The organism is Pseudomonas sp. TE3644, assembly GCF_056278815.1.
The window spans coordinates 3,114,376-3,133,001 of the sequence record NZ_JBWBQF010000001.1 but is presented as its reverse complement, the minus strand read 5'-3'; the positions used below and the strand labels follow the sequence as shown (position 1 = coordinate 3,133,001).

Below are 18,626 nucleotides of genomic sequence, written 5' to 3'. Positions count from 1 at the left end.
GCCGTTTCGCAGGCGAGCGAGTACGTTCGACAACACTCAGTGTTATCGCGGGTGCGGCTTAATCATTAACGGTGTTGCAAGCGGCTTAGAGCACGCCGTTCTGCTTGGCGGTGTGAGTCGCCAGGGCGTCCATCAGTGCTGGCGACAGGCAGTCGTAGGGTTCCAGGCCGATTTCGCGGATGCGGGCGCGAATGCCGTCCATTTCAGCCGGCGGGGTGCCGGTTTCGATGACCGAGGATACGAACGCGGCGAACGCCGGAGCGCACCAGCCGGTCTGTGGGGACAGTTCGGTGTGGACGAAGTCCAGGCCGTGGAACGCGTGGCCGGTGTTCTCGATGCGACCGTACAGGTGTGCGCCGCAGTCTTTGCAGGCGTGACGTTGAATGGTCGCGCTCTGGTCGACGATGGCCAGTTTCTCGCCATGGGCGGTTACGCTGACCTTGTCGCGTGGGACAACGGCGATGACGGCAAACTTGGCACCGGCCGGTTTCCAGCACTTGCTGCAGCCACAGGCGTGGTTGTGCAGGGTCTGGGCATCGATTTTCACTTCTACTTTGTCGGTAGCGCACAGGCACTGCAGCGTGCCGCCGGCAAAGTTGGCATCAGCCGGTTTGAAACCGTTATCCAGGGACGGGTGAAGTTTTACATTGCTCACGTTGGTATCTCCAGGTAGAGCTTCAAGGGGATTCGAACCTGTGCCTGGGGCGTGCGCCCCAGGCACGGCCATCAATACTTGATGACGGTGCGAATCGATTTGCCTGCATGCATCAGGTCGAACGCTTCGTTGATGCGTTCGAGCGGCATGGTATGGGTGACGAATGGCGCAAGTTCGATATCGCCTTTCATCGAGTCTTCGACCATTTTCGGCAGTTGGCTACGGCCTTTGACACCGCCGAACGCCGAGCCTTTCCAGGTGCGCCCGGTGACCAGTTGGAAGGGGCGAGTGGAGATTTCCTGACCGGCACCGGCAACGCCGATGACGATGGACTGACCCCAGCCGCGGTGGGCACATTCAAGTGCGGCGCGCATCACATGGACGTTACCAATGCACTCGAAGGAGTGATCCACGCCCCAGCCGGTCATTTCAATGATCACTTGCTGAATCGGCTGCTCGTGATCCTTGGGGTTTATGCAGTCGGTGGCACCGAACTGGCGAGCCAGGTCGAACTTGGCCGGGTTGGTGTCAATGGCGATGATGCGACCGGCCTTGGCCTGGCGGGCGCCCTGGATGGCTGCCAGACCGATGCCGCCCAGGCCGAAGATGGCCACGGTGTCGCCCGGTTGTACTTTGGCCGTGTTGTGCACGGCGCCGATACCGGTGGTCACGCCGCAGCCCAGCAGGCAGACGTGCTCAGGGTTGGCATCGGGGTTGATCTTGGCCACCGAGACTTCGGCGACCACGGTGTACTCGCTAAAGGTGGAGCAGCCCATGTAGTGGTACAGCGGCTGGCCATTGTAGGAAAAACGCGAGGTGCCGTCGGGCATGACGCCTTTGCCCTGGGTAGCACGTACGGCCACGCAGAGGTTGGTCTTGCCGGATTTGCAGAACAGGCATTCGCCGCATTCGGCGGTGTACAGCGGGATCACGTGATCGCCGGGCTTGAGGCTGGTAACGCCTTCGCCCACTTCCACCACGATGCCAGCGCCTTCGTGGCCCAGCACCACAGGGAACAGGCCTTCGGGGTCATCACCCGAGAGGGTGAAGGCGTCGGTGTGGCAGACGCCGGTGTCGGTGATTTTGATCAGTACTTCGCCGGCGCGGGGCGGCGCGACATCGATTTCCACGATTTGAAGCGGCTTGCCAGCTTCGAATGCTACGGCTGCACGGGATTTCATAGGGTCTCTCCTAGTGGGGTGCTCATTGAACCGAAGGTGTCGCGCCCGTCGACAGGGTGTGAGGTGTCTACTTGAGGTACGTCCGCACCAACGAGACCACTTCGTCGATCGAGGAGCGCTGTTCCTCGGTTGTTTCTACCAAATTAGTGAATTCTTCCCTGAGGTGGCTTTCCAGCACGCCAGCCATCAGTCCGTTGACGGCACCGCGCAAAGCGGCGATCTGCTGCAAAACGGGGCCGCACTCGGCGCCTTGTTCCAAGGCGTTTTCCAGTGCATCCAATTGGCCTCTGACACGACGAACCCGTCCCAGGACGCGTTTTTTCTCTGCAGGTGAATGGGGCATTGATCTTCTCCAGTAGGTGACTGGCAAAGAGTGTACCTAAGGTACTGGTAGGGAGTATGCCAGAAGTACTGGGGGGGAGTATATGCGCATACTGGTAGGGAGTATATTTAATGTGGTGCGGTCAATTGACGCGGGGGCTTCCATCCAGTTCGCAATCATGATCAACGGCCTGCGTGGCGCCTCCGAGGGAGGCATTCAAGATGAAAATGCTGATCATTAAGGGTGGACCCGAACAGCGGGTGCGACAAGGAACGAATCGTTTCTAGACTCGGGTCGGTTCGTTTCGAATGGGCATGACGGCCCGTTGGGGCCGTGGCAGGGCGGGGAGAGGGGGGAGATGCTCAGCGTTGCAGTTGCTGTACTAACGTTGCCTTGAAGCTTTCTATCACCGGCTCGTTGCGAGTGAAGAAATGCACCTGGCCAGATTTGTGTAGTTGCACCAGGCCCACCCAGCGAAGCAAGGACAGGTGATTGGAGACCGATGAGGGCGATAGCCGGCATCGTTTGACTATCTGGCCCATGCAGACGCCCATATGGTGGCCGTATTCCTGATCAGGGAAATTTGCCTGCGGATCCTTCAACCATTCCAGGATCCTGCGGCGCATGGGGTGTGAGTAGGCACGCATGACCGCGTCAAATCGCGTGGTGACCGGCGCGGCGCCAGGTAGTGGAGTGTCGAGCAGCATGGGCTGATTCTTTTGCGCAAGGTAACGGGCAATGGGCGTGGTTGCTCACGCCCATCATGTTCAATCAAGCAAGTCGGCGATTGACTCGGCGGCAATCTGATAAGACTGGCACCGCGCCATGGGGTCGTGGATGCGCGCGTCGATGATCACTTCGTCGGCCTGGGTGGTGTCGATGAATTGCCGCAGCCAGCTGCCCACGTCGTCTTTGTCACCCACAGCCGTGCAGGCCATGGCCTCGGTCAGGCTGTAGCGGTCGAACTCCGACAGGTTTTCCATAAAGCCTTCGGTTGGACGCGGCAGGGGCCCGGAACGGCCGGCATAGAGATTGCTGACCCAATGCCTGTGCGAACTGGCCAGGTAGTCGGCTTCCGCGCGGGTGGGGGCGGCGAAGACATTGGCGCCGATAATCAGGTATGGCTGCTTGAGGGTCGCCGAAGGCCTGAAAGTGGCACGGTAGTGGGCAATGGCGTCCATCAGCATGCGCGGTGCGAAATGGGAGGCGAACGCGTAGGGCAGGCCGCGCTTGGCGGCCAGGTCGGCACTTTGCAGGCTTGAACCCAACAGCCACAGCGGCACGTCGTGCTTGCCTGGAATGGCGCGCACGGGCTGGTGACCATCATCGGCCAGATAGTCGCACAGCAGGTTGATGTCATTGGCGAAGTCCCGCTCCGGCGCGCCGCCACGCAACGCGCGTATCGCCGGCCCTGCCGAGCCAGGGGCGCGACCCACGCCCAAGTCGATGCGGCCGGGGAACAGCGTGTCCAGCGTGCCGAACTGTTCGGCGACCACCAGTGGCGAGTGGTTGGGCAGCATGATGCCGCCGGATCCCACGCGCAGCGTGCGGGTAGCTGCCGCCAAGTGTTGGATCAGCAGGGTGGTGGCCGATGAGGCGATGCCCGGCAGGTCGTGGTGCTCGGCAATCCAGTAGCGCTTGTAGCCATGCTGCTCGACGTGGCGTGCCAGAGCAACCGCGTCATTGAGGGTATGGGCGAAGGTATTGCCTTCGCCGATCATCATCAGGTCCAGAACAGAGAGCGCTGTCATGGCAGCCTCCAGGTCAATAGTAGGGAAAGGTCGATTATTTGAGCGGGAAATCCGACCAGGCCGGTCGGCGTTCAAGACGTCGGTCAACGTCGCGCAAGGTGGTCAGGCAACGTTGCAGTTTGAGGTAGATGTCGCCGCCATAGTCCCAGCCCAGTACGCCAATGCTGCCGGTGTAACCCACGCGATCCAGCGCAGCCAGCACGGCGAAATTGTCCATTTCGCCACGATCGACCGGCTCCATGGTGGCGACGCCGCCCCAGCCCAGTTGCGACAGCGCGCTGCCGGAGGTCACTACCTGCATCAACCACGGCTTCATCGCCTCAAGGCGTTTTTCCAGGCGGCCCTCCTGGCTGCCGTACCAGTGGTAGGCGTTGAACGATGCGCCCAGGCGTGGGTGGTTGAAGTGTTCGCAGATCTGCACCACTTGGGTCGTGGTCTGGGTGACGTGGTGCAGGTGGGGATAAAGCGCAATGCGCAAGCCTCGACGCTCGGCGATCGGCAGTATCGACTCGATGAACCGCAGAATCCCGGCACCACCGTTGATCGACGTCTGCACCGCCAGTTCGATCAGCTCGACGCCTTCTACTGTTTCGATGATGCGTCGCAATTGGGCATCGTTGCGACCTTCATGCAATACCACGTACAGGGCTTCGACTTTCAAGCCATGCTTGCCTGGCACGCCGGGCAGAAGCGTGAGATCGGTGTGGGGCGTGCCGCCCCAGGCCGATACGGTCATGCCGTCGTAACCCAGTTCGGCGAGCATTTCGCATTGGCTCTCGAACGCATAGATCCCCATCGACGAGTAGAAGAAGGAGTCCAGTGCGTGAATGGAACGGGCCATGGTTACCTCCGCCTCAGTAAGGCAACTGGTTGATCAGCGCCCATTCGGGGTGGGCGGCCAGGCGCTGTTCCATGGAGCGGAACGCATTGACGGAGCGGCGCAGGTTCCCGTACACGTCGCCCCCCATGCTTTCCCAGCCCAGAACGCCGACACGGCCGTCGAAGCCACGGCGCTCCAGGGCGCCCAGCAGTACGAAGTTGTCCATTTCGCCCTCATCCAGCGGTTCGATGGTGGCCAGCCCACCCCAACCCAGTGGCGAGCGGCGGGTGCCGGCGATATTGACCTGGTGCAGCCATGGCCATACGGCGTCCAGGCGTTGCTCCAAGGCGTTTTCTTCCATGGCGTACCAGTGGTAGCCGTTGAAGACGATGCTCAGGTTCGGGTGATTGAACTCTTCACACAGGGTCACGGCCTGCGCCGTGGTCTGCATGCCGTAACGGGCGTGGGGGTAGAGGGCAATCTGCAGGCCGCGGCGCTCGCAAATGGGCAGCACTCGCTCCAGCATACGGCGATCCAGGTCGGTGACCTCGTCGCCCGAGTGCAGCGCCAGTTCGATGGTTGAGCAGCCCTCGATCGACTCGAAGATCTGGGTGACAAACGATTCCAGGCCTTCTCGATAAATCAGGTAGACCGCGCCCACGTCCAAGCCCCAGGTGGGCTTGATGCGGGGGATGGAAGCCAGGTCCTTGCTCCAGGCGGACATGGTCAGCCCCTGGTAGCCGGTTTCTACCAGCATTTCGCACTGGGCGGACAATGGGTAAGTGCCCAGTTTGGTCTGGAAAATGAAGTCCATGTGGTGGAGGGGGCGGTTCATGGGTGGTTCGGCGCCTCTGGCTGTGAAGGGGGGAGCGGCAAGCTGGGGAAATGCGGCAGCAAGTATTCGCCCAGCTCGTCAATGACTTCCGAGGCCGGGCGGCGCTGCGGCTTGAAATGCAGGGCGACATGGGCGACGCCCTGTTCCTGCTGGCGTTTCCACAACTCAATCAGGGTGTTACGGCCTGCGCGCAGGACGCGACCGGGCTGCAGGGGGTAATTGGGGTCACGGTCCAGGTCGAACAGGGTCCCGTAGCCGTAGGGTTTGTAACCATTGCCGGCGCAGGCGGATTGCCAGCGATCGATGACCTGGGGCAGGGTTTCAGGGTTGGAGATGTAGGAGATCATCCCGTCGGTGTGCTCCCCAATCCATTGCAGCGACTGTCCTGCATAGCCGATCACCAGCGTGGGCAAGCGTCCACCTACCGGCTTGGGCACCAGATCGATCTTGCCACTGAGCTGGCCGTAGAACGCCGAGCCGTGGCTGGCCCAGTGCCGTTCGGTGGCCGCACGGATCATCGCCAGGGCGTCGCGGAAGCGGGCGGCGCGATTGTCGAAATCCAGCCCGAATGCCGGGTATTCGACCGGTCGGTCGCCGGTCGCCAAACCGAGGATGAACCGTCCCCCCAGCAGTTGATCGACGCTGGCTGCCTGTTTGGCGACGATCAGCGGGTCGCGCAACGGCAGCACGATACCGGCCGTGCCAACGGCAATCTGGCGGGTGGCCGCAGCCAGGTAGCCTGCATATACCAGGGGGTCGAGGATTTGCCCCACATCGCCAAAGTTGGGATCGTAGAAGGGCACGTCGCGCAGCCAGATGGCGGCAAACCCTGCCTCATCCACCTTGCGGGCCATGGCCATATGGTCGCGCAAGGTAGGGGCGGGGCTGTTGGGGTAGCTTTCCAGCGGCGCAATGAAGCCGAAGGTCAAATGCCCGGGTTGGAACACTCGGGCGTAACCTGGGTGGTACTTGAGCGGCTGCGAAAGGCCCTGGGAAGAAGCCTGGGTCGTCATACGTCTAGTCTCGTCTGCTGTCTTCCACGGCGCAGTCCTCCTGGGCCATGAAAATTGATGCAAGTGACTATAAGCGGGTTGGCTCGAAAGAAAAATAAGCTAGAATTCCGAACATTCAGGAACCGAAAGCTTTAATAAGAGGCCGCGATATGGACCATTTTGGCGCGCTGAGCGCTTTCGTTCACGCCGCGCAGACGCGCAGTTTTACCGAGGCAGGGCGGCGCATCGGTGTCTCGTCCTCGGCAGTGGGCAAGGCTGTGGCACGTCTGGAGGAGGAGTTGGGTGTCAGACTGTTCCATCGTTCTACGCGGGCGATCACCCTGACCTCCGAGGGCAGCCTGTTTCTGGAGCGCTGCAACCGGATATTCGCCGAATTCGAAGTGGCCAGGCGCGAGCTGACCCAGGCGGCCGGCAAACCCCAGGGCAAGCTGCGCCTGGGCCTGCCGCAATTGGGCATGCGATTGATGTCGCACCTGATTGCCTTCCAGCAGGCCTACCCAGAGGTGGAGTTGGAGCTTGAATTCAGCGACCGGCTGGTAAACGTCATTGAGGAAGGTTTCGATGCGGTCATGCGCATTGGCGAAGTTCAGGACTCGCGACTGATGATGCGCAAGCTCAACGGCTACAGCCATCGGCTGGTGGCCTCGCCGGATTACCTCGCGGCACGGGGTGAGCCAGTGCGGCCTTCCGACCTGGCCGCGCACCTGTGCCTGCGCTATCGCTACCCCTCCAGCGGCAAGCTGGACCCCTGGCCGTTGGTTTCCAAGGGCGGCCAGGGGAATGTCGACCTGCCGCAATCGGCCACCGCCAACGCCATCGAGCCGCTGATGGCAATGGCAGAAGCCGGTCAGGGTATCGCCTGCCTGCCCGACTTTTTTGTCGAGCAGGCGGTTCAGGAGGGGCGGCTGGTGCCGGTGTTGGAGCGGTATGTTCGTGACCACCGTACCTTCAGTATTCTGTGGCCTTCAAGTCGGCAGCCGTTGCCCAAGATCAGGGCGTTCGTGGAGTTCATGACCGCCAGGCTCGCCTGACTGGTACGAGTTTCAAGGTTAACGGGTGGCTTCACGAATCATATTGCGCGCAATCACCACCTGCTGAATCTGGGTCGTCCCCTCATAGATCCGGAACAGACGCACATCGCGGTAAAAACGTTCGATGGCGTAGTCGCTGACGTAGCCGGCGCCGCCATGGATCTGCACGCATCGATCAGCCACGCGGCCGCACATTTCCGTGGCAAACATCTTCGCGCAGGAGGCCTCGGTGCTGACGTTATGGCCGTCGTCGCGTCGGCGCGCAGCGTCCAGCACCATGCACCGGGCAGCATAGATTTCGGCCTTGCTGTCGGCCAGCATCCCCTGGATCAGTTGGAATTCGGCGATGGCCTGGCCAAATTGCTTGCGCTCCAGGGCAAAGCGCAGCGCATCGGCCAGCATTCGCTCGGCGGCTGCCACGCTGACGGCGGCAATGTGCAGCCGGCCTTTGTCCAGCACTTTCATGGCGGTCTTGAAACCGACCCCTTCCACGCCACCGATCAACTGGCTGGCCGGCACCCGCACGTCCTCGAAAATGACGTCGCTGGTATGGGCACCTTTCTGGCCCATCTTGTGGTCAGGTTTGCCCAGTGACAGGCCCGTTGCCCCCCGCTCGACGATAAACGCGCTGATGCCTCCAGCGCCCTTGACGCTTGGGTTGGTTCTGGCCATTACGGTATATAGCCCGGCATGGGGCGCGTTGGTGATGAAGCGCTTGGTGCCATTGATCAGGTAAGTGTCCCCGTCGCGTATTGCCGTGGTCTTCAGCGACGCTGCGTCGGAGCCCGAGTCCGGCTCGGTGAGGCAGAACGAGCCAAGCAAGGCGCCGCTGGCCAGTTTCGGCAGGTAATCGCGTTGCTGCTCTTGTGTGCCGTCCAGCAGGATGCCCAGGGCGCCGATGCCATTGTTGGTACCGATGTAGGAGCGGAACGCGGGGGAGGTACGGCCCAGTTCGAACGCAATGAATACCTCTTCCTCCATGGTCAGGCCCAGGCCGCCGTAAGTTTCGGGGATGGTCAAGCCAAAAAGCCCCATGTCGCGCATCTGCTCGATGATATCCGGCGGCATGCGGTCATTGGCCTCGACCTCCTGTTCGCGGGGGATCAGCGCCTCGCTGACGAATTGGCGCACCGAATCGATCAAAATCTGCAGGGTTTCCGGGTCGCGAATCATGGTGTGGCTCCAGGCGGCAATGGCGGTCAGTGATGACAGGGTAGGCCAGGATTTCAAAAAATATCAATAAAATAAAATAAGATTCCGCATGGCGGAATTGCTCGCAGATTTATAAGTCCATCCGATTGGCTGTTTACAAGCGACAGAAGCTGTGCCTATCCTTTTTTTCGTTTTTAATAAAACTAAATACCGCACAGCGGAATTAAAGGTAAGTGGACCATGAATTCAGATCGCTCAGTCGTTCAGGTGGAATGGGTCGACAAGGCCGTACCCGTTATCCGGGTCCATCGCCCGGACTCGCGCAACGCCCTCAACAGCGAGGTACGGGAGCAGCTGGCGCTGCATTTTTCTCACCTGGGGCATGAGCCTTCGGTGCGGGCGATCGTGCTGACCGGTAGCCCGGACTGTTTCGTCGCTGGCGCTGATATCCGTGAGTTCGCCACCGCCGGCGCCATCGAAATATACCTTCGCCACACCGAACGCTTGTGGGAAGCCATCAGTGGTTGCCCCAAGCCGATCATTGCCGCCGTGAATGGATACGCCTTGGGCGGGGGCTGTGAACTCGCCATGCACTGCGATCTCATTGTGGCCGGCCAGTCGGCTTGCTTTGCCCAGCCCGAGGTCAAGTTGGGCTTGATGCCGGGCTCGGGCGGCACCCAGCGGCTGGTGCGAGCGGTGGGCAAGTTCCAGGCGATGCGCCTGGCCCTGACCGGTTGCCTGATCAAGGCACCCGAGGCCTTGGCCATGGGGCTGGTCAGTGAAGTGGTGGCCGATGACCAGGCTTTGCCCAGGGCGCTGGAATTGGCGACGCATATCGCCGGCCTGCCGCCGCTGGCGGTTGCGCAGATCAAGGAAGTGATCCTGGCCGGCGCTGACTTGCCGCTCGACAGTGCCCTGCGCCTTGAGCGCAAGGCATTCCAACTGCTGTTTGCCTCGCGCGATCAGAAGGAAGGCGCGGCGGCGTTCCTGGAAAAACGCACCGCTCGTTTTGTGGGAGAATGATCATGACCCAGTCCATTGAATTGATTGGCATAGTCGGCACCGGCGTCATGGGAACGGGCATTGCCCAGGTGGCGGCACAGGCCGGTTACCGCGTCATGCTGTACGACGCCAGGGCGGGCGCGGCGCAGGCGGCCCTGCAACAGCTGACGGGCACCTTCGATACCCTGGTGAGTAAGAACAAGATCGGCGCCGGGGACGCCGAAGCTGCGCTGGCCCGCCTGAGCATCTGCACCCAACTCGACGGGTTGGGGGATTGCGACCTGGTGATCGAGGCCATCGTGGAAAACCTCGACGCCAAGCAAGGTTTGCTGCGGGCATTGGAGCAGGTGGTTGCGCCCACCTGTCTGCTGGCGACCAACACGTCGTCCTTGTCGGTTACCCGCATCGCCAGTGTCTGCGAGCATCCGCAGCGGGTGGCCGGGCTGCATTTCTTTAATCCGGTCCCGTTGATGAAGGTGATCGAAGTGATCGATGGCCTGGCCACCGATCCATTGGTGACGGATAGTCTGCAGGCCTTCGCTACACGGCTGGGCCATCGCGGTATTCGTGCCAAGGACTCTCCCGGTTTCATCATCAACCACGCGGGGCGCGCCTACGGCACCGAGGCGTTGCAAATACTCAAGGAGGGCGTGGCCTGTCCCGCGGATATCGATCGAATCCTGCGCGAAGGCATGGGCTTCAGGATGGGGCCGTTCGAGCTGTTCGACCTGACGGCGCTGGATGTGTCACACCCGGTGAACGAGTCCATCTACCACCAGTTTTATGAGGATCCCCGTTATCGGCCATCGTCCCAGACCCAGCGGATGGTGGAGGCAGGGTTTGTGGGGCGCAAGGTGGGCAGGGGCTTCTATCGCTACCCCGAGGCGCCTGTACAGCCGGCGGCCGAGCCAACGCCCCAGGCGGTACCGCCCGTGTGGGTCGGTGCCCAGCGTAGCGAAGACAGGGTGCGATTGCTCGCGCTGCTGCTGACCCTGGGTGCTGAAGTTGAAACCGCACCTCGCCCCTCGGCCAACGCCTTGTGCCTGCTGGCCCCCTATGGCATCGATGCCGCCCAGGCGTGCCTGGACTTCGATACGCCGCCGTCGCGGACGGTGTGCATTGACCTGCTGCCGGCGCTGGATCGTCACCGCACCCTGATGCCCACCCTGGCCACCCTGCCGGCCATGGTGGCGGCCGCACGCACCTTGCTGAGCCGCGATGGCGTGGGCGTCACAGTGATTTCGGACAGCGTCGGCTTCGTGGCGCAACGGGTGATGGCGATGATCGTCAACCTGGCCGGTGAAATCGTCCAGCAGCAGATCGCCAGCGTCGAAGACCTGGAGGAGGGCGTGCGCCGCGGCCTGGGGTACCCCTATGGGCCGTTGGCGTGGGGCGATGCGCTGGGTGCCGGTCGCCTGCTGCTGATCCTCACCCGCATGTGCGAATTGACCGCCGATCCGCGCTACCGGCCGGGCTTGTGGTTGCGCCGACGCGCAGGGCTGGGGCTGGGGCTGGGGCTGGCGCTGGGCACGGCAGCGCAGGGGGTAGTCTGATGCGCGATACCGACATCGAACAGAAGGAGGCCCCTATGGGAGCGTTGACAGGGTACCGCGTGCTGGACCTGAGCCGCGTGCTGGCCGGCCCTTGGTGCGGTCAGATCCTTGCGGATCTGGGCGCCGAAGTGATCAAGATCGAGCGGCCAGGCGTGGGTGATGACACCCGCGGCTGGGGGCCGCCGTGGATGCCGGATGAGGCGGGGGAGCCGACTCACGAATCTTCGTATTACCAGTCCACCAACCGCGGCAAGCTGTCGGTGGCGCTGGACATTGCCACGGCGCAGGGCCAGGAATTGGTGCGTGCCCTGGCCTGCGACTGCGACGTGCTGATCGAGAACTACAAGGCGGGTTCCCTGGCCAGGTACGGGTTGGACTACCCCTCATTGGCGGCGCTCAATCCTAGCCTGGTGTATTGCTCGGTGACCGGCTTCGGCCAGACCGGCCCCCGCGCCCATGAACCCGGCTATGACTTCATCATTCAGGGGTTGGGTGGGCTGATGAGCATTACCGGCGAGCGCGACGACCTGGCGGGGGGAGGCCCACAGAAAGCCGGCGTGGCGTTTTCCGATCTGATGACGGGGCTGTACTCAACGGTGGCGATACAGGCCGCCTTGCTCAGCCGCCACGTCAGCGGGCAGGGACAGCATATCGATATGGCGTTGCTGGACGTACAAGTCGCCACGTTGTGCAACCAGAGCCAGAACTACCTGGCGTCCGGCAAGCCGCCAGGCCGTTATGGCAACGCACACGCCAACATCGTCCCTTACCAGGTGTTCAGCGCCCAGGACGGCGAGTTCATCATTGCCTGCGGCAATGACGGCCAGTTCGTGCAATTGTGCCAGGCCATCGGCCTGCCGCAGTTGCCACTGGATGCCAGGTTTACGCGCAACGCTGACCGGGTGAATAACCGAACAGCCTTGGTCGAGATCCTGGCCCCTCACTTTCTTACCGATTGCGCCCGACACTGGGTCAACAAAATTCACCCCAAGGGCGTGCCGGTAGGCCCGATCAATGACATCGCCGCAGCGCTCGCCGAGCCACAGGTTACGGCGCGCAACATGCTGGTATCGATCGCCCACCCGCTCAAGCCGGATTTCGTGACCGTCGGCAGCCCGTTGAAGCTGTCGGCAACGCCAGTGCAGTACCTGCGCCCCGCGCCCATGCTGGGTGAGCACACCGATCAGGTGCTGGGGCAGCGGTTGGGGTTGGACCCTCAGCAACTTGCCGCTCTCAAGGTACGCGGGGTCATCGAGCAGCGGGGAGGCGACGCCGGCGTGGATTGAAAACACAGCGTTTGCAGTGTCCATGCGTTTTGGGGCTTTAAGGTGGGGGGCGGGTGTTTTCAAATGTCCGATCGTGTGGATTGCAGGGATCGCATTCGGGGCGAGGCGTTGTTGCTTGATTCGCTGACAGGCGATCCAGGCGTCCACCGACCACGACCGTTCCCCATTGAAGGCCGCACATGTTCAAGAAAACGCTGATTGCTACCTGGCTGGCTGCTGGCCTGCTGGGCTGCGCCACTGCCAGTCACGGTGCGACGCTGCGCATTACACAGGGCGCCCTGAGTGGTAACACCTCGGGCAATGTGGAGTCTTACCTGGGGGTGCCGTATGCCGCACCGCCCACCGGCAATAATCGCTGGCGCCTGCCGCAACCGGCGCCAACGTGGCAAGGCATTCGCGCCGCCACGGCCTTTGCGAGCAGTTGCCAACAGGAACTGAGCACTGGCTTCGGGCCTTACACACCTGAATACATGGTGCCGGGGGCTGTCAGCGAAGATTGCCTTTACCTCAACATCTGGCGCCCCTCCCAAGCATCAAAAACACCGTTGCCCATCCTGGTGTGGATTCCTGGCGGCGGTTATGTGACCGGCTCGGGATCGGTGCCTATCTACGATGGCCGCGCCATGGCAGCCAAGGGCGTGATCGTGATCAACCTCAACTACCGCCTGGGTGTGTTCGGCTACCTGGCCCACCCAGAACTGGCCCGCGAAGGGGAAGGGGTTGGCAATTACGGCATCGCCGACATCTTGGCTGCGCTCAAGTGGGTCAACGCCAACGCCAAGGCCCTGGGGGGCGACACGCGCAGAATTACCCTGGCCGGCCAGTCGGCGGGTTCCATGGCCATCCATGACCTGATCGTCAGCGCTGAAACCCGGCTCCTGTTCACTCAGGTCATCTCCGAGAGTGGGCCCGGCATGGGCAGGCCGCCCGTGCCCCTGGCCACGGCCGAACGTACGGGGCAGCAGTTGATGGACGCCGCCGGGGTGACCACGATCGAGCAATTGCGCGGTCTGCCGGCGCAAACGCTGATGGCGGCCGCCAGCAGCCTGGGCCCAGGCTTGCTGCGCTTTGCTCCGGTGATCGATGGCCATCTGATTCCCCGTGACCCCTACGGTGCCAGCTTGCCTGGCGATAGCAGTACGCCTATGTTGGCAGGCATGAATGCCGATGAAGCCTTCAGCCTGCCCCATCAGGACCTGACGGGCCTGCGTGATGAGGTGAAGGCGTTCTATGCTGACCTGGCGCCTCGTGCCGAGGCGCTGTACGGGGTCAAGGAGGGCATCGACTACGCGGCGGCGAATCGACTTATCCGGCGTGACCGCGGCCTGGCATCCACTTGGACGTGGGTCGACAGCCGTACCCGTGCGATGCACCAGCCGGTTTACCTGTATCAATTCAACCACGTCGAACCGGGCACCGAGGCGTGGGGGGCTTTCCACACCTCTGAGGTGCCTTACGCCTTCGACAACCTGGATCAGGCTTCACCGCGCGCGTTCACCGCTGTCGACCGCCAGGTGGCTGCTACGGTCTCGCGCTATTGGGTCAATTTCATCAAGACCGGCAACCCCAACGATGACCGGCTACCACACTGGGCACAGTTCGATCCCCAGTCGCCGTCGATCATGGCCTTGGGCGCCACCCCGTCGATGCAGCCACTGCTGAACAAGCAAAAGATCGAGTTTTATCAGCAGGTCCGCGCCCAAGGCGGTCAGCTGTCATTGTTCTGAAACGCAGGACACTTTCACCTTCGGGCCGCCTTCATGGTGGCCCATTATCCGATCACCATAAGGACAGGATTTATGCGTGCACAACGATTGTTCACCCCTCGCCACAACGTGCTGCTGGCGATGCTGGGTAGCCTGCTCGTGACCTCGGGGGCAGCGCAGGCGCAGGAGGCACCGGCATCGTTTCGCTGGGGCGCGGCCTCGGCCGCCTACCAGGTGGAAGGGGCCACCCATGCCGACAACCGCGGCCGTTCCATCTGGGACGAGTACCTGGACGATAAGTCGCTGGCAGGCCCCGGCATGTCAGGTGCCACGGCGATCAACTTCTATGACCGCGACCAGTACCTGAAGGACATCGCCTTGATGAAAAAGCTGGGCCTGACCAGCTATCGGTTCTCCATCGCCTGGCCGCGCATCATCCCCGATGGCGTGGGGCCGGTGAACCTGGCGGCGGTGGCCCATTACCGGCAGTTCATCACCGACCTCAAGGCGGCTGGCATTCAACCCATGCTGACCCTTTACCATTGGGACATGCCGTTGTCGCTGGCCCGTGCCGGTGGCTGGGACAACCGCGCTTCGGTCGAGTGGTTCCGTCATTACGCCGAGGTGGTGTTCGATAACTTCCACGACCAGGTCGACCTTTATGTGCTGGTCAATGAGCCGCTGGTCGAGCATGCCATGAAGCTACTCGCCGAACAGCGCATGACGAGCAAGCCTGGGCAGTTTGCAATTGTACCCGCCAGTGGCGACCTGCCGAGTGCGTTGCGCACCTTCAACCACCTGTTGCTGGCCTCGGCCGCCGCCAAGCAAAGTTTTGATGCCCGGGGCTACAAGGGGCAGTTAGGTCTGGCATTGCCCTTGTTCCCGACCTTGACCGCGCCGGGTGCAAGCCAAGGGGATAGGGAAGCGGCGACCCTGGCTGATGGCGTCATGAACCGCTGGTTCCTGGATGCGATGTACAAAGGTCGCTATCCGGCCGACGTACTGGCTGCAGCCAAGGCGCTGGGCGGTGACCTGGATATCCGCGCGGACGATGCGGCGACCATCGGCAAGGCCCATTTCGATTACCTGGGCATCAATTACTACGCCCCCTTGTTCATCCGCCGGCCTGCCCAGGCCAAGGCCACGGGCTTTGCCGCCGAATCGTTCGTGCCTCCAGGTACTTATGCCGCCTACAACGGGCCGGTCAGGCCTGATCAGTTCCGCGCCCTGTTGAACCGTATCCGCACGGACTATGGCAACCCGCCGGTCTATATTACCGAGAACGGCGCGGGGTTCCCGGATGACGACAAGATGGTCAAGGGGGCTGTCCCCGACGTGCAGCGTTGCAAGTACCTGGTGGAGCACATCGACGCCATGCACGCCGCCATGGCCGAGGGCGCCGATGTGCGGGGTTATCACGTATGGTCCAGCCACGATAACCTGGAATGGCTGTTCGGCTATGGCAGCCGCTTCGGCATCATTCATGTGGACTTCAATACCCAGGCCCGCACGCCCAAGCTCAGCGCCCAGGTGTATGGGGACATAATCAGGGGCAAGCAGGTGACCACCGCCGACTGTCGCCCTGATTAAGCCTTCCTCCAGACGAAAAAAACCCGGAGCCCAATGGCCCGGGTTTTTTTATTGGGGTCCAACGTGCAGCTTATGCTTTGCTGGAAGCCTTGGCGGCAAATACACCATCACCCAGCAAGGCCACGACCAGCGCGGTCACGGTCAGGTAGATGGGGTATTCCCAACCACCGTTGGCGTTGGTGAAGCTCCAGCCGTTGCCGAAGTGAACGGTGGACGCCACGAACAGTTGGACCACGGCGATGGCCGCGACCCAGCGTGCGTAGACGCCCAGCACCAACATCAGGCCGCCGATGACTTCGAAGGCCATCACCGGGTAGGCGAGAAAGCCGGGAAAGCCAATGGATTCGAAGAACCCAGCCGTGCCTGCCGGGGTAAACACCAGTACCTTGGTCAGCCCGTGGGCGATGAACATGATACCCAGCGCCAGGCGCAGGATAAATGCCGCGTATGGAACAGTGCGTGTATCGATCATGTTGAAGCTCCCGTTTTTTAGTTGGATAGGTGCAGCGTGGTATCAAGCCATTGAGCAAAGTCGGCCATTTCTTCGCCGATGATTTCGTGGCCCATGTTGTACAGGTGGGTTTCGTGTTTCACGCCAATGCGCTCCAGCCAGGCATCGGCCTCTTGCGCCCACTCAACCGGCAGCACGTTGTCGCGGTGGCCGTGGGCGATGAAGGCGTTCACGTGCTCCAGGCGAACGGGCGGCGCGATCTTTGGCGCGATTTCACGCAGCATGCGACCGCTGAGCAAGGCAAAACCCTTGACCAGCTCCGGCTCGGTGACGCCAACGCTGGAACTCATGATGCCGCCCTGGCTGAAGCCTGCGATTACGGTTGGCAGCGGCGGCAGCGCCTGGATGAAACGCTGCAGCAGCAGGCGGCTGGCCTCGGCCTGTTCTTCGTTGAACGAGGGGCCGTTACCGGTAAAGGTCACCTGATACCAGGCAAACCCTTGTGGGCCGACTTGCAGCGGGCCACGCAACAGCAGCACTTCCAGGTCTTCAGGCAACGCCTCCGCCAGAGCGGCGAGGTTTGCTTCGTTGGAACCAACGCCATGCAGCAACAGCAGACGGCCCTTGGGCGCGGTGGTATTGCAGGCCTTGCGGAAAAAAATGCCCGATTCGGGTTCGCGGGCGGGGTCGGAAAAACTGATGTCACGCATGGTATTAGGCACCTTGAATCGAGTGGGCAGGTTCACGCTCAGCGGCAGGGGCTGAAGAAAACAGGTAACTGTCCATGGCCAGTACGCCATAGGTCACGCCGCCTTCCAGAACACGTGTGTTGTAGTGCTCGCCGGCTGCCCCCAGGGCAATGAACAACGGCAAGTAGTGTTCATCGGTCGGGTGGGCACGCTCCGCATTGGGGGCGTACTGCCGATAATCGAGTAAATGTTCGATGTTGCCGGTATGCAGGGTCTGCGCGGTCCACGCTGCGAACTGTTTGACGTAGTCCGCGCCGTGGGGGGTAGCCCCGCGAAACTCGTACAGATTGTGGGTCAGGCTGCCGGAGGCCACGATCAGCACATTCATGTCCCGCAAGGGTTTCAGCGCTTGGCCCAGCTTCCAGGCGCTGCGGGTATCCAGCGTTGCCGGCATGGACACTTGCACCACTGGAATGTCGGCGTCAGGTGCCAGGTACAGCAGCGGTACCCAGGCGCCGTGGTCCAGCCCGCGTACGGGGTCAAGCCGTGACTTCCAGCCAGCGTGGGTGAGCATGTCGACAATCTTGCCGGCCAGCGCAGGAGCGCCTGGGGCCGGATAATCAATCTCGTACAACGCGTCAGGGAAGCCGCCGAAGTCATGAATGGTTTTTGGTGCGGTGCTCGCGGTCACGCTGACTTCGCCGCGGGTCATCCAGTGGGGCGAAAGGATGACGATGGCGTCGGGGCGTGGCAGTTCGCGACCGAGCTCGGCCAGCCGTGGACCAGCCTGACCGGGCTCGATGGCAAACATGGGAGCACCATGAGACACAAACAGCAGGGGATACGAAGTGTTCATGGTGATTGCTCCTTATTCAGTTACTTGGACAGCCAGGCCGGGGCAATGGAGGTGCCCAGCCCTGCGCCGTAGCCCAGGTAGATGTTGAAACCGGCCACCGGCTCCAGGTAACGGGAATTGACAAGGCCGCCTGCATCAACGGTGTTCCAGCCCAGGCTGCGGGCCAAGGTGATAGCGGTCTGTTTGGCGCGTTCACTGTCGCTGGCCACGAATACGCTGCCAGTCTGGTTGTCGGCAAATGCCGGGCCATCGGCCAGGACCTGGGCGAACAGCGTGTTGAAGGCCTTGACGACCTGGGCCTGCGGAACGGCCTTGGCAATCTCCTCGGCGGCGCTGGTCACGTGGCCCACAGTCAGCGACATGTAGTCGGCGCTCAGCGGGTTGGTGATATCGATCACGACTTTACCGCTCAGGTCGCCCAGGCTTTGCAAGGCTGCGGTGGCATCGCCGAAGCCGGTGGCCAGGATGACGATGTCGCTGTCACCCAGTGCCTGCGCGGCCGGGAAGGCGCTGACGTTGTCGAATTGAGCGGCTAGCGTGTTGGCCTTGTCGATGTCCCGCCCGGTGATGCGGACGGTGTGGCCGGCGGCCGAAAGTTGTTTAGCGAACGCCGAACCCATGTTGCCGGTACCCATTACTGTGATTTTCATAGCGACCTCTGTTAGGTGGTGTTGCGTTGTGATGGGGCTAGTTTATAGGTTGCAGGATTGAGATAAATCGGGCTGAATGCGAT

19 protein-coding genes are annotated in these 18,626 nt (G+C 62.0%); 6 read left to right on the top strand and 13 right to left on the bottom strand.

The annotated features are described in order from the left end of the window. Positions 1 to 85: 85 nt before the first annotated feature. From gfa to ACZ9GA_RS13795, 8 genes are all read right to left on the bottom strand, one after another. Positions 86 to 655, bottom strand: a complete 570-nt coding sequence (gfa, locus tag ACZ9GA_RS13830) for an S-(hydroxymethyl)glutathione synthase (protein WP_457362142.1) — start codon at positions 653 to 655, stop codon at positions 86 to 88. 71 nt (positions 656 to 726) lie between these two features. Next, on the bottom strand, positions 727 to 1,836 hold the full coding sequence (locus ACZ9GA_RS13825; RefSeq protein ID WP_457362143.1) for an S-(hydroxymethyl)glutathione dehydrogenase/class III alcohol dehydrogenase: 1,110 nt from the start codon (positions 1,834 to 1,836) through the stop codon (positions 727 to 729). Positions 1,837 to 1,903: 67 nt separating this feature from the next. Next, a complete protein-coding gene (frmR, locus tag ACZ9GA_RS13820) occupies positions 1,904 to 2,179 on the bottom strand; it encodes a formaldehyde-responsive transcriptional repressor FrmR (protein WP_457362144.1) in 276 nt (91 codons plus the stop codon). Positions 2,180 to 2,520: 341 nt separating this feature from the next. After that, the gene (locus tag ACZ9GA_RS13815; protein WP_457362145.1) at positions 2,521 to 2,865 is read right to left on the bottom strand and encodes an ArsR/SmtB family transcription factor; all 345 of its coding nucleotides are present in this window, start codon (positions 2,863 to 2,865) and stop codon (positions 2,521 to 2,523) included. A gap of 60 nt (positions 2,866 to 2,925) precedes the next feature. Further along, on the bottom strand, positions 2,926 to 3,909 hold the full coding sequence (locus tag ACZ9GA_RS13810; protein WP_457362146.1) for an LLM class flavin-dependent oxidoreductase: 984 nt from the start codon (positions 3,907 to 3,909) through the stop codon (positions 2,926 to 2,928). Positions 3,910 to 3,943: 34 nt separating this feature from the next. Beyond that, positions 3,944 to 4,750, bottom strand: a complete 807-nt coding sequence (locus ACZ9GA_RS13805) for a sugar phosphate isomerase/epimerase family protein (protein ID WP_457362147.1) — start codon at positions 4,748 to 4,750, stop codon at positions 3,944 to 3,946. A 13-nt stretch (positions 4,751 to 4,763) separates the two neighbouring features. After that, positions 4,764 to 5,564, bottom strand: coding sequence for a sugar phosphate isomerase/epimerase family protein (locus ACZ9GA_RS13800; protein ID WP_457362148.1), 801 nt, complete (start codon positions 5,562 to 5,564; stop codon positions 4,764 to 4,766). Then, positions 5,561 to 6,577 carry an LLM class oxidoreductase gene (locus ACZ9GA_RS13795; RefSeq protein ID WP_457362149.1) on the bottom strand — a complete coding sequence of 339 codons (1,017 nt, stop codon included), beginning with the start codon at positions 6,575 to 6,577 and terminating at the stop codon, positions 5,561 to 5,563. The genes ACZ9GA_RS13800 and ACZ9GA_RS13795 overlap by 4 nt, the downstream gene beginning before the upstream one ends. A 149-nt stretch (positions 6,578 to 6,726) precedes the next feature. Here ACZ9GA_RS13795 and ACZ9GA_RS13790 point away from each other — a divergent pair, with 149 nt between their 5' ends. Continuing rightward, positions 6,727 to 7,608 carry a LysR family transcriptional regulator gene (locus ACZ9GA_RS13790; RefSeq protein ID WP_457362150.1) on the top strand — a complete coding sequence of 294 codons (882 nt, stop codon included), beginning with the start codon at positions 6,727 to 6,729 and terminating at the stop codon, positions 7,606 to 7,608. A gap of 18 nt (positions 7,609 to 7,626) precedes the next feature. On the opposite strand, the gene ACZ9GA_RS13785 is transcribed toward ACZ9GA_RS13790, so the two are convergent. After that, the gene (locus ACZ9GA_RS13785; protein ID WP_457363729.1) at positions 7,627 to 8,781 is read right to left on the bottom strand and encodes an acyl-CoA dehydrogenase family protein; all 1,155 of its coding nucleotides are present in this window, start codon (positions 8,779 to 8,781) and stop codon (positions 7,627 to 7,629) included. A 219-nt stretch (positions 8,782 to 9,000) separates the two neighbouring features. Here ACZ9GA_RS13785 and ACZ9GA_RS13780 point away from each other — a divergent pair, with 219 nt between their 5' ends. The 5 genes from ACZ9GA_RS13780 to ACZ9GA_RS13760 all read left to right on the top strand — a co-directional run bounded on the left by ACZ9GA_RS13780 (position 9,001) and on the right by ACZ9GA_RS13760 (position 15,897). Then, positions 9,001 to 9,783 carry an enoyl-CoA hydratase gene (locus ACZ9GA_RS13780; RefSeq protein ID WP_457362151.1) on the top strand — a complete coding sequence of 261 codons (783 nt, stop codon included), beginning with the start codon at positions 9,001 to 9,003 and terminating at the stop codon, positions 9,781 to 9,783. 2 nt (positions 9,784 to 9,785) lie between these two features. Next, positions 9,786 to 11,315 carry a 3-hydroxyacyl-CoA dehydrogenase gene (locus ACZ9GA_RS13775; protein WP_457362152.1) on the top strand — a complete coding sequence of 510 codons (1,530 nt, stop codon included), beginning with the start codon at positions 9,786 to 9,788 and terminating at the stop codon, positions 11,313 to 11,315. Positions 11,316 to 11,350: 35 nt separating this feature from the next. Then, entirely contained in the window at positions 11,351 to 12,601 is a 1,251-nt protein-coding gene (locus tag ACZ9GA_RS13770) for a CaiB/BaiF CoA transferase family protein (RefSeq protein WP_457362153.1), read from the top strand. Positions 12,602 to 12,780: 179 nt separating this feature from the next. Continuing rightward, entirely contained in the window at positions 12,781 to 14,328 is a 1,548-nt protein-coding gene (locus ACZ9GA_RS13765) for a carboxylesterase/lipase family protein (RefSeq protein WP_457362154.1), read from the top strand. A gap of 72 nt (positions 14,329 to 14,400) precedes the next feature. Next, positions 14,401 to 15,897, top strand: coding sequence for a glycoside hydrolase family 1 protein (locus ACZ9GA_RS13760; protein ID WP_457362155.1), 1,497 nt, complete (start codon positions 14,401 to 14,403; stop codon positions 15,895 to 15,897). Between the two features lie 70 nt (positions 15,898 to 15,967). On the opposite strand, the gene ACZ9GA_RS13755 is transcribed toward ACZ9GA_RS13760, so the two are convergent. From ACZ9GA_RS13755 to ACZ9GA_RS13740, 4 genes are read right to left on the bottom strand one after another with little or no spacing between them, the layout of a single operon-like run. Next, on the bottom strand, positions 15,968 to 16,369 hold the full coding sequence (locus ACZ9GA_RS13755; protein WP_457362156.1) for a DoxX family protein: 402 nt from the start codon (positions 16,367 to 16,369) through the stop codon (positions 15,968 to 15,970). Between the two features lie 17 nt (positions 16,370 to 16,386). Next, positions 16,387 to 17,058, bottom strand: a complete 672-nt coding sequence (locus ACZ9GA_RS13750) for an alpha/beta hydrolase (RefSeq protein ID WP_457362157.1) — start codon at positions 17,056 to 17,058, stop codon at positions 16,387 to 16,389. A gap of 4 nt (positions 17,059 to 17,062) precedes the next feature. Then, positions 17,063 to 17,893 carry a DODA-type extradiol aromatic ring-opening family dioxygenase gene (locus ACZ9GA_RS13745; RefSeq protein ID WP_457362158.1) on the bottom strand — a complete coding sequence of 277 codons (831 nt, stop codon included), beginning with the start codon at positions 17,891 to 17,893 and terminating at the stop codon, positions 17,063 to 17,065. A 20-nt stretch (positions 17,894 to 17,913) separates the two neighbouring features. After that, positions 17,914 to 18,543 carry an NADPH-dependent F420 reductase gene (locus ACZ9GA_RS13740; protein WP_457362159.1) on the bottom strand — a complete coding sequence of 210 codons (630 nt, stop codon included), beginning with the start codon at positions 18,541 to 18,543 and terminating at the stop codon, positions 17,914 to 17,916. Positions 18,544 to 18,626 lie beyond the last annotated feature (83 nt).